The sequence below is a fragment of the Nocardia sp. NPDC051833 genome (assembly GCF_040681225.1).
In the GTDB taxonomy this organism is placed as follows: domain Bacteria; phylum Actinomycetota; class Actinomycetes; order Mycobacteriales; family Mycobacteriaceae; genus Nocardia.
Genome location: NZ_JBFAYK010000001.1, coordinates 1,138,183 through 1,153,040, shown reverse-complemented (window position 1 = coordinate 1,153,040; position 14,858 = coordinate 1,138,183). Strand labels below are relative to the sequence as shown.

Genomic DNA, 14,858 nt, shown 5'->3' with positions numbered 1-14,858 from the left:
TACGTGGTGGCGTTGCTGGTGGCAGCGCAGGCTGCTGTCCTGCTCGCCTGTGCCGGGGACGGCACGTGGCGACCGTCCTTGTGGGAGGACAGATACCAGTACAACTTTCGCTGGGCATCCCCTGCGGGAATCGATCTGCGGTCCGAGGTCGCTGTTCAGGCCAGATCGTATGTCGAAACCGCGTTCCTGATCGGGGCCGGGCTGGACGACGTCGTTCTGGCCGGAGATCGAATGGGAGTGGTGCCCTACCATTCATCGCACTATGGGACGTCCTCCCTGTCGAGGTCGTTGTCGCTGCGATTCGACGATCGGGCAGCTGATCCGAACTGGACGATTCGCGGCACGGTCTACGCATCCCTGGAACGCGTCGAGTTCTTTCCGGTTCCGCCGCCGGTCGGGTCGATTCCCTGGTTGCTGAATGTGCGGATATGCGTGTGGGGCACCGGCCTGGCCTACGGGAACAAGGCAGGGGAGTTCTACTCCGGCAGGTACGCGGCACTGCGGTCGGGCGGACTCTGGCTGAGCTTCGGTTTGCCCGCGGGCGGGTCGGCCGAGCCTCATTCCCGAGTCTCGGGACCCGCGGTTTACCCGACTCGCAACTATTTCGGGGATTGGATCAGCGTGGGATCGAGTCGGGACACCCCGGATGTGCAACGCGGATCCGGGCCGGAGCATTGCCGCCTCCCGGAGGAGTTCCCCGCCGCCCTCGATCCGGGTGAGTACGTCGAGCAGCCTTCAGTGCCGGTCGCGCCGCCCGAGGTCCGTTCCCCCTATCCGGGCTGGCCTGCATGAGCACGAACGTGATCTGCGCGCGCTCATCCACGACCCTCAGCCCGGGAGCGGAAGGAACTCCACGATGGTGCCGTCGGTGGCGTCGGGCGGGACGATGACGAGGCCGTCGCGATCGATCAGGCCCGCCAGGTGGGCGGTGCGGACGGAGGTGTCGGCGGTCCAGCCGCCCTCGGGGACGTAGCGGGCGGGGGTGATGCGCTGCACGGGGCCCGCGGTCTCGGTGGCGTTGTGCAGGGGGCCGTAGACGGGGCGCGGCGGGGGCGCGGCGGTGCGGGCGGCGACGATGGCGGGGGTCAGGGCCAGCAGGACGGCGATCGCGGCGAACGGGTTGCCGGGAAGGCCGAGAACGGTGGGGCCCGCGGGGAGTTCGGCGACGACGGTGGAGCCGCCGGGGCGCATGGCCAGTCGCGGGACGACGACGCGGGCCTCGGCGCGGGCGATGGCGGAGCGGAGCTGGTCCGCGGCGCCGCCGCCGGTGGCGCCGACCACCACCAGCAGATCGAAACCCGCGGTGGCGGTGAGCATGTCGTCGAAGCCGTGGTCGGTATCGCGCAGGTGCACCCGGTCGATCACGGTGACGCCGAGACCAGCGAGCAGATCGGGCAGGACAGGACCGATCGAGTCGCGAGTCTGCCCGGCTTGCAGCGGGCCGGTGCTGCGGATCTCGTCGCCGGTCATGACGATCCGGGCCCGGACCGGGCCGCGGACCAGTCCGGCGGTGACCTCCACCGAGGCGGCCGCCGAGCGCAGCGCCGCGGTGACGCGGGTGCCGGCGGGGGCGAGCAGGTCACCGACCATCTGGTCCTCGCCGCGGGCGCGGACATCGCCGCGGATCGGGGTGTCGGGGCGGCGGGTGAGTGCGTCGCCGGTGACATCGGCGAATTCGTCGCGCAGCACGGAGGTGGTGCCGTCGGGGACGTGCGCGCCGGTGGCGATGCGGACCGCTTCGCCGGGCAGCAGGCCGACCGGGCGGGCACCGCCCGCGAAACCGATGTCGCGGCGCAGCTGCCAGGGGCCGTCGCCGCACACGGCGTAGCCGTCCATCGCGGAGACGTCGAAGCGGGGCAGCGCGCCCGCGGCGACGATCGGTGCGGCGAGCGCGGCGCCGCTCACCTCGCCCAGCTCGGCCTCGTAGGCGACCAGCGGGGTCAGCTCGGCGGCGATGCGGGCCCTGGCCGCGGTGAGGTCGAGGCGGGCGGTGGCGCGGTCGGCGACCGTCGCGCGGGCGCGGCGCACCTCCTCCTCGGTGTCGCAGTCGCCGGTGCCGGGCAGCTCGATCAGGGTGGTCTCGGTGGGGACGATCGCCTTCATCGGCTGATTCACCAGCGCGTCCAGCCCGGCCAGGGCCGCGGCGAGGGCGGTCCGCCGCCAGACGCCGACCAGGTACTGGGGGCGGCCCGAAGCGTCGATCGCGAAGACCGCGTCGGTGGTCGATTCAGCTGCGCGGCGCAGTAATTCGTCGACGGTGGCGGGCGTGAGGAACGGCATGTCCGCGGCGAGGACGACGATCCACGGCGCCGGGTCGGGGCCGAGCGCGCTCAGCCCCGTGCCGATCGCCGCCACCGGACCCGAACCGGGCGGTACCTCCCTGACCTGCTGGATCCGCGGATCCAGCTCCGGTCGATGCGGACCGACCACCACGATCTCGCCGCGCGCGCCCACCGCGGCCAGCGCGGCGTCGAGCATCGATCGACCGCCGATCACGATCGCCGGTTTGTCGACCCCGCCCATCCGGCTCGCGCGCCCGCCCGCGAGCACGATCGCATCGGCGGCGGTCATCGGCTGATCCGGCGTAGGGTAATCGGCACGAAAGTCATGCTAGCGGGGTGTGACGTCGATGCTCGAGCGCCCGGACGTGGCGTCGCGGTTCGGCAAGGGGGTGGGGATGTCCGGTGCAGGTGGGCCGGGTCAGCCGACGATGCTCGGTGATGTGGTCCGGGGATTCCTGTTCGTGGTCGCCACGCTCGGCGGACTGTTCGGCGCGCTCGGCGTGGTGGTCGGGCTCGTCGAGCGCGATATGGAGATCCTCGTCGTCTACCTGGTGTGGTCGGTGGTGTTCGCGATCCTCGGCGCGCTGGTGTTCTGGTGGATCAAGTCCTCGCGGTCGCCCGGGAAGCGTGGGGTCGGTGCGGGGCGGCAGTTCTCGGCGTTCTCGCCGAGGCGCGGGGGACCGGGTCCGGCGCAGACACCGGGCGCGGGATACGAGCAGCCCGGTGGCGTGCAGGTGCTCGGGCTCCACCAGCCCGGCGGAGCGCAGGCGGGGATCCACCAGCCCGGAATGGCCCAGCTGCCAGGGCATCCGCAATCCGGCGGGGCGCATCCGCAGTCCGGCATGGCTCAGCCGCCGGGGCACCCGCAGCCCGCTGGGATGCGGCCACTCGGACATCGCCAGTCCGGTGTGGGGCAGCCGACCGGGCAATCGCAGTCGGGTGGGGCGCAGCCGCCAGGGCATTCGCAGCCGAGTGGGGCGCAGCCGCTCGCGCAGGAACAGCCCGGCTGGGCGCAGCTGCCGGAGCAGCGGCGGTCAGCCGGTGAGCAGAGTCCGGGGAATCAGCGGCGTGGTGAGGCTCCGATGGCGGGGAATCGCCGGACCCCGGGACAGCCGCCCGGTCAGCCGGGAGGGCTGCGACCTCAGGCAGCGTCGAATGGTCCTGCGGTGCGTCCCGTCGACTCGGACAGCCCGAAACTTCCTGTAGATGATCGGTATTCGGCTCCGACGCGGACATCGGGTCCGATGCGAAGCTCCGAACCTCCTGCTGATGAACGACACTCGGCGCCGCCGCGGACGTCGAATCCAGGTCGTGGCACCGAGCCGCCGATCGATGGCCGGCATTCGGCGTCGACGCGGGCGTCGGGTCCGGTGTGGGACTCCGAACCTCCCGTTGATGAACGGCATTCGGCTCCGACCCGGACCTCGGGACCGGTGTGGAGCTCCGATGTCGGTGGGCCGTTGACACCGCCGCCGGTGCGACCGGGTTCGCGTCCGCCGCTGCACTCGCCCTCGGCGGATACCCACGCGGACGGACCGATGCGCCGATCGTCGCCCATCACGCCACCGTCGCGACCCGTGGCACCGTCGGATCCGACTGTCCAGCAGTCGTTTCCGGATGAGCGCTGAGCTGCCCGAAGGCTGAGCGGAGCGCTAGAACTCCACGGCTCGCACCCCCGGTCCGGCCGTCGATATCCGCCGTCGATGAGCTCGACTGGGCGGAGTTGGTGCGCGCAGCGTCCTGGTCGACACAGTCTGGCATCGCCAGCAAAGCGAAGGGCTACCCGACCGCGGGCGGTAGCAGTGCCGGTGCGGTCCGGGTCGAAGTAGACGACGTTCACGCCCGCCGCGTGCGCTCGTACCTCGGCAAGCTCACCCTCTGCCCGACGCTGTCGGGCGTACCCGGAATCGGTGGGTGCGTCGGCTCAGAGCCGGGCGGTGCGCAGGTCGACGCGGCCGTCGGTGATCGGCACTCCTTCTTCGGCGAGCAAGCGCAACTGGCGGGCGGCGAGGTGGGCGGCGGGGCGGCCGGACGCGCCGATCACCCGGTGCCACGGGAGGTCGGCGGAATCGGTGCGCATGATCCAGCCGACGGTCCGCGCCGAGGACAGGCCGGCGCCCTGGGCGATGTCGCCGTAGGTCGACACCCGGCCGGGCGGGATCGCGGCGACCAGCGCGCGGACCCGTTCGACCTGCTCCTCCGTCGTGGCCGCCATCGCCGCTACAGCGCCGCGGCGATCAGGGCGGCCGCCTCGGCGGGGCGGGCCTGGGCGACCATGTGGTCGCAGTCCCACACCTCGACGGTGAGCCGGTCGCCGAGGTGGGCGGACAGCGCGGCCAGGAACTCGGCGGTGACGTACGGTGGCTGCACCTTGGCCGCCCGGACCAACACGGTCGGCAGGTCGGCGGGCGGCAGCGCGAACGGGCGCGCCAGCTGACCCCAGTACGAGGTGATCGCAGGCTGGAAGATCCGCCAGCCCACCCGGCCGCCCTCGGTGGGCACCAGGTGCTCGGCCAGTTCGCGTTCGAGCAGCGCCGGGTCGACCTCGTCGGGGCTCCACGCGCTGTGCTGCTTGTCGGACCTGGCCTCGGCGAGGTCGGTGTAGTCGGGGGAGGCCAGGTTGGCGAGGGCGACCTGTTCGATCAGCTTCGGGTCGATGCCGATCGCGGGGTCGAGCAGGATCAGCGACCGCACCAGCTCGGGATGCCGCCGGGCCAGATGGATGCCGCACGCGCCACCGAAGGAGTGGCCGACGACGACCACCGGCCCGTCGGTCTCGGCGCGGACCAGCGCGGCCAGATCGTCGACGATCGTCTCGAAGTCCCACGGCGGCAGCGAGGTCGATCGACCGTGTCCGCGCAGGTCAGGGGCGATGACCCGGGCCTGGGGCAGATGCTCGGTGGCCAGGGTTTCCCAACGGTTGCCGTGGCCGGTGAGGCCGTGCAGGGCGAGGACGACGGGGCCGTCGGCGGGACCGAAACGATGCACATGAAGCGGGGACACGACAGTCATTCTGGCCGGTCGCGCACGGTCGCGCAGCGTGTCCCCCCGGCGGGGGAGTGCTGGCGTGTCGTACTGGTCTGTTGCAATAGCCGACGTGGTGCGATCGGATAGCTCGGTGCGACTCGTGCGCCGGACGACGCGGGCGCCCCGGCCGCGAGCCTGGGGCGCCGCTGTTCGCGCGCTGTTCGCGGAGCAGGCCCAGCCGGCGCCACCGCGGCCGGGCTGGCGGCCGTGGCAGGTTCTCGGCGGGCCGGGCACCGGCAAGACCGCGCTGCTGGTCGACCTGGTGACGGCGCGGATCACCGACGGCGCCGACCCCTCGTCGGTGCTGGTCCTCACCCACACCAAGCAGGCCGCCGCCGCGCTGCGCGACGCGATCACCGTCCAGCTCGGGCCGCACGCGGGTGGCATCCCCGGCGCCAGCAGGGAACCGATGGTGCGCACCCTGCACTCCTACGCGTTCTCGGTCCTGCGCCGCCACGCCGACCTGCACGGCAACCCGCCGCCGCGGCTGCTCACCGGCGCCGAACAGGACGCCGTGCTGCGCGAGATGCTGCGCGGCGACCTCGCCGACATCGAGGCGGGCGCGCACGGCCTGTGGCCGCCCCGGCTGCACCCCGCCCTGGCACTGGGTGGTTTCGCAGAGCAACTGCGCGACCTCATGCTGCGGGCCACCGAACGTGGGCTCGGCCCCGAGGACCTGATGGCCCTCGGCCGCGAGCACGACAACGACGCCTGGGTGGCGGCGGGCCGGTTCTTCCAGCGCTACGAAGAGGCGTCGATGCTGCGCTGGTCGGTCGGCGTCGCGGCGCCGGAGGCGACCGCGCCCGCGCTCGACGCCGCCGAGCTGGTCGGCGCGGCCCTCGACGCCCTGGCCGGTGACCGGAATCTGCTCGCCGCCGAACGCGATCGGATTCGCTACCTGCTCGTCGACGACGCCCAGCACCTCGACCCGCAGGCCGCGACCCTGGTGCGCGCCATCGGCAGCGGCAGCGCGAGCACGGTCGTCACCGGCGACCCGGACCAGGCCGTGTTCACCTTCCGCGGCGCGGACTCCCGGTTCCTCGTCGACCTCGACACGGTGCCGCAGCGGCGAATCATCCTGCGGCACAACCATCGCAGCGGCGAACCCATCCGCCTGGCCACCGCGCGGATCGCGGCGCGACTGCCCGGTAGTGCGCGGCATCGCGTGCTGCCCGGACAGCACGCCGATCCGCCGATGGCCGCCGATCACGCGTCCCGGCCATCGACGTCCGGCGACGCGGGGCCGGATCGGTCCGGCCACTCCGGCGGCGGGTCGACGGCGGCCGAGGCACCGGGGCAGGCCGACGAGATACCCGACCACGAGGTCGAGTCGAGCGTGCGGGTCCGGGTGTTGTCGACCGCGGCCAAGGAGGCGGCGCTCATCGCCGATCACCTGCGCCGGGCGCACCTGACCGACGGGATCCCGTGGTCGTCGATGGCGGTGATCGTGCGCTCGGTCCCGCTGTCGCTGGCGCCGCTGCGGCGGGCACTGCTGGCGGCGGGCGTGCCGGTGCGCAGGCCCGCGGTGGCCGAACCGCTCGCCCGCAGGCGGGGTGCCGCGTGGATGGTGCTGGCTCTGCGGGTGCTGCTGGCGGGCGACTCGTCGCGCCCGGGCTCGCGGCGCGCGATCGATGCCATGTTCTCGCCCGAGGACGCCATGGACCTGCTGTCCGGCCCGCTCGGCGGCGCCGACCAGATCGCCCTGCGGCGACTGCGCCGTGGCGTCCGCCGCACGGTCCTCGACCTGGAACGCACCGGCGCGCTGGCCGCCGCCGACCCGTACGCCGACGCGGGCCAGTTCCTGCTGTGGGACGAGACACCGCCGCCCCCACCGGAACCGCCCGAGCCGGAGCTGGATCCGATCGACGGCGAATGGCTGCCGCCGGAGCCCGATCCGGAGGACCCGCTGCGCCCGGAACCCGAACCGGACTGGGACATCGCCGAACGCCTGCCCGACGACATCGACCTGCTCGACGCCGAAACCCCGCCCGCCGCACCGCCGGTCGCCGTCGGACCGCCCCGGCCGGAACCCGAGCCACCGGCGGTGCCGCTGATCGACCAGTCCTCGGCGGAGGTCCTGCGCGACCTGATCGTCGGCATCGGCGAGGAACGGCTGCTCGACGGACTCACCGAGGTGGAGGCGGCGCCGCTCCAGCGGGTGCTGCGCGCGATCCGCAAGGCGCGCGAGACCCAGGCCAGGGGTCAGGGCGTCGAGGACGTGCTGTGGACCCTGTGGACCAGTTCCCGGCTGGAACGCCGCTGGTTCCGGCAGTCCCGGCGCGGCGGCGCGGCGGGCATGCAGGCCGATCGCGACCTCGACGCCGCCGTCGAATTGTTCGACGCCGCGGCGGGATACGTCGACCGGCTACCCAAGGCGAGCATCGACGGTTTCGTCGAATACCTCCTGCACCAGCAGATTCCGCAGCAGGGCAGGCCGCTGACCGCCGAGGGCGAGGCGGTGTCGCTGCTCAGCGCGCACGCGGCGGCGGGCCGGGAATGGGACGTGGTGGCGGTGGCCGCGGTGCAGGAGGGCATCTGGCCCAACCCGCGCGCCAGGGGCACCCTGCTGCACACCGAGGACCTCGTCGACCTGGTCGCCGGCGTCGATCTCGGCGCGACGACGAGCCGGGCCGCGCCGATCCTGGCCGAGGAACGCAGGCTGCTGCTCGTCGCGTGCAGCAGGGCCAGGCGGTCGCTGCTGGTCACCGCCGTCGAATCCGCGGCGGGCGAACAGGATCTGGTGCCGTCGCGCTTCCTCACCGAACTGCTCGGCGACGACGACACCGGCGAACCCGGCGCGCTGCCCGTCGCCGATCCCGGTCGCGCGCTGGTGATGCACGCCCTGGTCGCCGAATTGCGCGGCGTGGTCTGCGATCCCACCACCGCGCCCGACCGGCGGGACCGGGCCGCCCACCAGCTGGCCCGGCTCGCCGACGCGGGCGTCCCCGGCACCGACCCGGGCGACTGGTACGGCACCGCCGAGCTCAGCTCGGACCGGGAACTGTGGGATGACGACGATTCCCCCATCGGCCTGTCCCCGTCGACGGTCGAGCTGCTGCGCACCTGCCCGCTGCGCTGGGCGCTGGAGCGCCACGGCGGCACCGACGGCGACAATCCGCACGCGGTCAAGGGCAATCTCGTGCACACGCTGGTGCAGGCGCTGGCCGGTGACGTGCCGGAGGCGCAGGTCCGCGCGGCGCTGGACCAGGCGTGGCAGACGGTCGACCCGGCCACCGGCTGGCATTCCCGGCAGGAGCTGCGCCGCACCGAGGCGATGCTGGAGACCTTCCTGTCCTGGGTCAGGACCACCCGTGGCGAACTCACCCAGGCGGGTGTGGAGGTGCCGGTGGACTGCGTGCTGCCCGCGCGGGCGGACGACGAACGCGCCGTGCGGATCCGCGGCCGCATCGACCGCCTGGAGCGAGACGCGCAGGGGCGCTTCGTGATCGTCGACGTGAAGACCGGCAAGACGCCGGTCAGCGCGAAATCCGTGGCCGACCACGCCCAGCTGGCGACCTACCAGGTGGCCGCCGCGCACGGCGCGCTCGACGAGGCGGAATCCGCGGCGCCCGCCGACCCCGGTGGCGCCCGGCTGGTCTATGTCGCGAAGCCGCACACCAAGACCGGCGCCACCGAACGCGCCCAGACCGCCCTGGACGCCGAGGGTCTCGACACCTGGCGCGACACGATCCACGACGCGGCGGCCGCCACGCGCGGGCCCGGCTACTTGGCCGTGCGCAACGATGGGTGCAGGCACTGTCCGGTCGCGGGCAGTTGCCCGGTGCAGGACACCGGACGGCAGGTGACCGACGAGTGAGCGGCGTGCGCGTCACCCCGCAGCGGTTGGCCGATGCGCTCGGGCTGCCGCCACCGACCGCCGAGCAGGCGGCGGTCATCGCCGCGCCGCCGGGGCCGACCCTGGTGGTGGCGGGCGCGGGCGCGGGCAAGACCGAGACGATGGCCGCGCGGGTGGTGTGGATGGTGGCCAACCAGCTGGTCGCCCCGGACGAGGTGCTCGGCCTCACCTTCACCCGGAAGGCCGCCCAGCAGCTGACCTCCCGCATCCGCACCCGGCTGGCCCGGCTGGCGGGCGCGCCGCTGGTCCGCGAGATCGACCCGACCGGGGCGCTGCGCACCCTGATCTCCGGCGCCGAACCGGAGATCAGCACCTACCACTCGTACGCGGGCAGGCTGCTCACCGCGCACGGCCTGCTGCTACCGGTCGAGCCGTCGGCGGCGCTGCTCACCCAGACCCAGCTGTGGCAGCTCGCGCACGAGGTGGTGCGGTCCTGGGACGGCGACCTCGACACCGATCGCACGCCGGTCTCGGTGACCGAGGCGGTGCTGGCGCTGGCCGGGCAGCTCGCCGAGCACCTGGTGGAGCCGGAGCAGCTCGCCGAGGCGCACGCCGAGCTGGAGAAACTGGTGTACACCTTGCCCGCCGGTCCGCGTCAGCGGGGCGGGCCGAGCAAAACGCTCACCGCCGTCGTCGACGCGCAACGGGAGCGCGTCGCGCTGCTGCCGCTGGTCCGGCAGCTCGCCGAGGCGCTGAACCGCCGTGGCGCCCTCGATTTCGGCTCGCAGATGTCGCTGGCCGCGCAGCTGGCCGTCGACCATCCGGAGGTGGCCGCCGCCGAACGCGCCCGGTTCAAGCTGGTCCTGCTCGACGAGTACCAGGACACCGGGCACGCGCAGCGGGTGCTGCTGTCGGCGCTGTTCGGCGATGCCGACGCGGTCCGCCAGGATCGGCCGCGGCCGGTGCGGGTCCGGGGTGGCGCGCCGGCAGCACCGGCACAGGAACCGGAGATGCTGTGGGATCCAGACCATCTCGGTCGCGCAGGCGACCCTGCGGGTCACCTGCTCGGAGCCGACAGCGATGTCGGTCGGGGTGCGGCGGATCGCGCGAATGCCGGTGCAGCTGGCCGTCGACAGGACAGCGATCCCGGCAGGCGCGCCGATCGTGGCGCTGACAGCGGGTCGGGCGACGTTCGGGAGACGGGCGAAACCGGCTCGGGTGGAAGAGCTCTGGCCGTGACCGCGGTCGGTGACCCGATGCAGTCGATCTACGGCTGGCGCGGCGCCTCGGCCGCCAACCTCCCGCGCTTCGCGACCGACTTCCCCGCGGCGCCCGGCGTGCCCGCGCCGATCCTGCCGCTGCTGACCAGCTGGCGGAACCCGCCGGAAGCCCTCGCCCTGGCGAACCTGGTCGCCGATCCGCTGCGGCTGCGGGCCAAGGCCGCGGGCGGCGCGACCGTCGACGCGCTGCGGGCCAAGCCCGAGGCACAGCCGGGGACAGTGGAGCTGGCCCTCACCGAAACCGTGGCGCAGGAACGGGACTGGATCGCCGAGCGCATCGCCGGGGAATGGTCGGCGGCCAGGGCGGCCGACCAGCCGCCCCCCACCTCGGCGGTGCTGATCCGGCGCAACGCCGACGCGGCGCCGCTCGCCGAGGCCCTGCGTGAGCAGGGACTGCCGGTCGAGATCGTCGGCCTCGGTGGGCTGCTCGCGACGCCGGAGGTCGCCGACATCGTCGCCACCCTGCGGCTGATCGCCGAGCCGGGTACCGGCAGCGCCGCCGTTCGCGTTCTCACCGGCGCGCGCTGGCGGCTCGGCGTCGCCGATCTCGCCGCCCTGGCCCGGCGCGCGCGAATGCTGTCGATCGGCAGCCTGTCCGGCGACGCGTCCGCCGCCATCACCGACGCCGCCGGACTGGCGAGCGCGTTGCGTGAGGTCGCGCCGGAGCCCACCGAGCAGGCGGGTCTGGCCGACGCCATCGCCGATCCCGGTGCGCCCGACCAGTATTCGGAGGCCGGATTCACCCGCATCCGCGCGCTCGGCGAGGAGCTGACCGCGCTGCGCGAGCGCAGCGGACAGCCACTGGTCGAGCTGGTCGCCGATGTCGAACGCACCATCGGTGTCGGCGTGGAGACCCAGGCCAGGCGGGCCATCGCCGGCGGCGGCGCGGGCCGCGAGCACCTCGACGCGTTCGCCGAGGTGGTGGCCGGGTACGCGGCCGACACGCGCGCCTCACTGAGCGGGCTGCTGGCCTTCTTCACCGCGGCCGAATCCGTCGAGAACGGCCTGGAACCGGGCGAAGTGGAGGTCGCGCGCGATCGCGTGCAGGTGCTCACCGTGCACGCGGCCAAGGGCCTGGAGTGGGAGGTCGTCGCGGTGCCGCACGTGAGCGCGTCGGTGTTCCCGTCGACAACCGCGCTGAGCACCTGGCTCGGCGCGCTCACCGAACTGCCCACCACCCTGCGCGGCGACCGCGCCCAGCCCGACGCGTCCGAGGGCGTGCCGGTCCTGGACCTGAGCCGGATCGGCGACCGCGCCGAACTCGAACGCGCCCTCGTCGACCACAAGGACGCGCTCAAGAGCCGCCGCCTCGACGAGGAACGCCGCCTGTTCTATGTGGCCCTCACCAGAACCGAACGGGTGCTGCTGGTTTCGGCCTACTACTGGCCCGAGACCGGCACCGCGCCGAAGGGCCCGTCGGAGTTCCTGCTCGAACTGAAACTGGCGAACGAGGACCGGGACAGCGCGGCCTTCGGCGTCGCGACCATCGCCCGCTGGGACGAGCAGCCGCCGCCTGATGCCGTCAACCCGTTCGCCGACAACCCGCCCACCGCCCCCTGGCCGCGCGACCCGCTCGGCGGCCGCCGCGACCCGATCGAACAGGGCGCGGCGCTGGTGCGCACCGCGCTGGAGCGATTGCGCTCCCGCCCGGCCGATCCCGAGCCGACCGACGACGAGGACGACCCGGAGGGCTGGGCCACCGACGTCGACGCCCTGCTCGCCGAATTCACCGCGGCCGAACTCGCCGACCAGCAGGTGGAACTGCCCGGCCAGCTGCCCGCCACCGCGCTGGTGGAATTGCGCGCCGATCCGACCCGGCTGGCGGCCCGGCTGCGCCGTCCCCTGCCGTACCCGCCGAACCCGATGGCCCGGCGCGGCACCGCCTTCCACGCCTGGGTGCAGTCCTGGTTCGGCACCGAACAGCTGCTCGGCCTCGACGAACTGCCCGGCGCCGCCGACAGCGGCACCGAGCAGGGCCGGGCCGATCGTGAACTCGCCGCCATGCAGGCCGCGTTCCGCCGCTCCCCGTGGGCGCATCGCAACCCGATCGACGTCGAGGTGCCGTTCGAGACGAGCATCGCGGGCACCGTCATCCGCGGCCGGATGGACGCCGTCTTCGCCGAACCCGGTGACCGCTGGGTGGTGGTCGACTGGAAGACCGGCGCCGAGCCCGGCCCCGCCGACGAAGCCGCCGTGGCGGTGCAGCTGGCCGTCTACCGGCTCGCCTGGGCACGGCTGATGGCCGCGCGCACCGGCACCGACGAGGCTCGGATGCTCGAACGGGTCGGCGCGGCATTCCATTACGTCCGGTCGGGACGCACCATCGCGCCCACCGACCTGGCCGGTCCGCGCGAACTGGAACAGCTCCTGCGCGACGCGGCTCCGGTCCCGGATGTCGAATGAGCCCGCGACGCGCGCACGCAGTAGGCTCCCGGTTTGTGCCGGAGCCGGTGGACTCGGTGCCGGGCCGAGCGAAAGGAGGGGGCGATGCCAGGGGACACACGTGGCCCGGTCGGGCTCAGCAGCAGCCCGGACTACGCGCTGGTCGGTCTCTTGCGGATCCCCGCGGTGCAGACCAGTCCGTGGGTATCGCTCACCCGCCGCGTCCTGTTCGCGATCGCGCTGCTGTTCGCCGCGGCGACCGTGGTGTACATCGGCCGTGACGGCTACCGCGACAACTCCGGCGACGAGCTGTCGTTCCTGGACGCGATGTACTACGCCACGGTCTCGCTCTCGACCACCGGTTACGGCGACATCGCGCCGATCACTCCCTCGGCGCGGCTGATCAACACGATCGTCATCACGCCACTGCGTGTCCTGTTCCTGATCGTGCTGGTCGGCACCACCCTCAGCGTGCTCACCGAACGGTCGCGGCAGGCGTTCAAGATTCAGCGATGGAGGCACACCGTGCGCAATCACACCGTCGTCGTCGGCTACGGCACCAAGGGGCGCACCGCGATCGACGCCATGCTGGCCGACGGCGCGCAGCAGGCCGACATCGTCGTCGTCGACACCGACGCGGTCGCGCTGGAAGCGGCGGCGAGCGCGGGCCTGGTCACCGTGCACGGTTCGGCGACCAAGTCCGATGTGCTGCGGCTGACCGGCGTGCAGCGGGCCGCCTCGGTCATCGTCGCCACCAACCGGGACGACACCGCCACCCTGGTGACGCTCACCGCCCGCGAACTGAACAAGACCGCCAAGATCGTGGTTGCCATCCGCGAGGCGGAGAACACCCACCTGGTGCGCCAGTCCGGCGCCGACTCGGTCGTGGTGTCGTCGGAGACCGCGGGCCGTTTGCTCGGCATCGCGACCACGACGCCCACCGTCGTGGAGATCATGGAGGATCTGCTCACGCCCGAGCAGGGCTTCGCCGTCGCCGAACGCGAGGTCGAACCGGGTGAGATCGGTGGCTCGCCGCGGCATCTGAGCGACATCGTGCTCGGCGTGGTGCGCGACGGGAACCTGATCCGGGTGGGCGAACCCGAGGTCGACGCGCTCGAGGCCGCCGACAAGCTGCTCTACATCCGGCACACCGGCAAGTGATCCGGGACTCGTCGACCGGCTAGGCTCGGTCGTGTGTCGTTCCGGTTGAAAGACGTTCCGCTGCTGTCGCGTTCCACGATCGATCGAGCCGAGCACGTCCGGCTCGATCCCGACGCCCTGCGCGAGGGCTGGGGCAAGGCCAAGGTCCTGCGGGTCGACGCGCGCGGCCGGGTGCGGGTGGAGAACGCGGGCGTCGTGCTGGACGCGGCCGTCACGATCGCCGCCGAGCCGGGGGCGGGCGCGGTGTTCCTCGGCGTCGCCGAGGACAGTCACCTGTGGGCCGTGCGCGAGCCCGAGCTCGACGGGACACTGAAGGATCTGCGCGCGCTCGGCGCCGTCGACGACTTCACCGCCGACCTGCTCGCCACCGCCTACGCGCTGCTCAACTGGCACGACCGGGCCGGGTTCCACGGCAGCGACGGCACCTCGACCACCTCGTCGCGAGGGGGCTGGTCTCGGCTGACCGCCAGCGGCGAGGAGGAGTTCCCCCGGATCGACCCCGCCATCATCTGCCTGGTGCACGACGGCGCCGACCGGGTGCTGCTGGCCCGGCAGCACAGCTGGCCCGAGACCATGTTCTCGCTGCTGGCCGGTTTCGTGGAGGCGGGCGAGTCGCTCGAGCACTGTGTCGAGCGGGAGATCCGCGAGGAAGTGGGCGTCGACGTGCGCGAGGTCACCTACCTCGGCAGTCAGCCGTGGCCGTTCCCGCGCTCGCTGATGGTCGGCTTCGCCGCTGTCGGCGATCCGGAGCAGGAGCTGGTGTTCTCCGACGGCGAGATCGCCGAGGCGCACTGGTTCACCCGCGACGAGGTCCGCGCGGCGTTGCGGGCGGGCGACTGGGCGGCGGCCCGCGAGCAGGGCGCGCGGCTACTGGTGCCCGGGTCCATCTCGATCGCTCGCACGATCATCGAATCCTGGGCCGAGTAGCCG

9 protein-coding genes are annotated in these 14,858 nt (G+C 73.2%); 5 read left to right on the top strand and 4 right to left on the bottom strand.

The window, feature by feature from the left end:
* Positions 1 to 3: 3 nt before the first annotated feature.
* Positions 4 to 792 (top strand): hypothetical protein, encoded by a 789-nt coding sequence (locus tag AB0L91_RS04985; protein ID WP_365007308.1) that lies wholly within the window; start codon positions 4 to 6, stop codon positions 790 to 792.
* Between the two features lie 36 nt (positions 793 to 828).
* Here AB0L91_RS04985 and AB0L91_RS04980 read toward each other — a convergent pair whose 3' ends face one another.
* The 4 genes from AB0L91_RS04980 to AB0L91_RS04965 all read right to left on the bottom strand — a co-directional run bounded on the left by AB0L91_RS04980 (position 829) and on the right by AB0L91_RS04965 (position 5,294).
* The gene (locus tag AB0L91_RS04980) at positions 829 to 2,571 is read right to left on the bottom strand and encodes an NTP transferase domain-containing protein (RefSeq protein ID WP_365007307.1); all 1,743 of its coding nucleotides are present in this window, start codon (positions 2,569 to 2,571) and stop codon (positions 829 to 831) included.
* Positions 2,572 to 2,605: 34 nt separating this feature from the next.
* A complete protein-coding gene (locus AB0L91_RS04975) occupies positions 2,606 to 3,178 on the bottom strand; it encodes a hypothetical protein (RefSeq protein ID WP_365007306.1) in 573 nt (190 codons plus the stop codon).
* A 1,028-nt stretch (positions 3,179 to 4,206) separates the two neighbouring features.
* Positions 4,207 to 4,497: an MGMT family protein gene (locus tag AB0L91_RS04970; RefSeq protein WP_355280747.1), complete on the bottom strand. Its 291-nt coding sequence runs from the start codon at positions 4,495 to 4,497 to the stop codon at positions 4,207 to 4,209.
* Between the two features lie 5 nt (positions 4,498 to 4,502).
* A complete protein-coding gene (locus AB0L91_RS04965; protein ID WP_365007305.1) occupies positions 4,503 to 5,294 on the bottom strand; it encodes an alpha/beta hydrolase in 792 nt (263 codons plus the stop codon).
* A 115-nt stretch (positions 5,295 to 5,409) separates the two neighbouring features.
* Here AB0L91_RS04965 and AB0L91_RS04960 point away from each other — a divergent pair, with 115 nt between their 5' ends.
* The 4 genes from AB0L91_RS04960 to nudC all read left to right on the top strand — a co-directional run bounded on the left by AB0L91_RS04960 (position 5,410) and on the right by nudC (position 14,855).
* Complete coding sequence (locus AB0L91_RS04960; RefSeq protein WP_365007304.1) at positions 5,410 to 9,126, top strand: ATP-dependent DNA helicase; 3,717 nt, start codon at positions 5,410 to 5,412, stop codon at positions 9,124 to 9,126.
* Entirely contained in the window at positions 9,123 to 12,788 is a 3,666-nt protein-coding gene (locus AB0L91_RS04955) for a UvrD-helicase domain-containing protein (RefSeq protein WP_365007303.1), read from the top strand. The genes AB0L91_RS04960 and AB0L91_RS04955 overlap by 4 nt, the downstream gene beginning before the upstream one ends.
* An 84-nt stretch (positions 12,789 to 12,872) precedes the next feature.
* Complete coding sequence (locus AB0L91_RS04950) at positions 12,873 to 13,928, top strand: potassium channel family protein (RefSeq protein ID WP_365007302.1); 1,056 nt, start codon at positions 12,873 to 12,875, stop codon at positions 13,926 to 13,928.
* Between the two features lie 33 nt (positions 13,929 to 13,961).
* Entirely contained in the window at positions 13,962 to 14,855 is an 894-nt protein-coding gene (gene nudC, locus AB0L91_RS04945) for an NAD(+) diphosphatase (protein ID WP_365007301.1), read from the top strand.
* The last annotated feature ends 3 nt before the right edge of the window (positions 14,856 to 14,858 follow it).

Coding starts and splice junctions, on each gene's coding strand:
- AB0L91_RS04980 (WP_365007307.1), bottom strand. CDS start 2,571: ATGACCGCCGCCGATGCGATCGTGCTCGCGGGCGGGCGCGCGAGCCGG.
- AB0L91_RS04965 (WP_365007305.1), bottom strand. CDS start 5,294: ATGACTGTCGTGTCCCCGCTTCATGTGCATCGTTTCGGTCCCGCCGAC.
- AB0L91_RS04970 (WP_355280747.1), bottom strand. CDS start 4,497: ATGGCGGCCACGACGGAGGAGCAGGTCGAACGGGTCCGCGCGCTGGTC.
- AB0L91_RS04950 (WP_365007302.1), top strand. CDS start 12,873: ATGCCAGGGGACACACGTGGCCCGGTCGGGCTCAGCAGCAGCCCGGAC.
- AB0L91_RS04975 (WP_365007306.1), bottom strand. CDS start 3,178: ATGTCCGAGTGGCCGCATCCCAGCGGGCTGCGGGTGCCCCGGCGGCTG.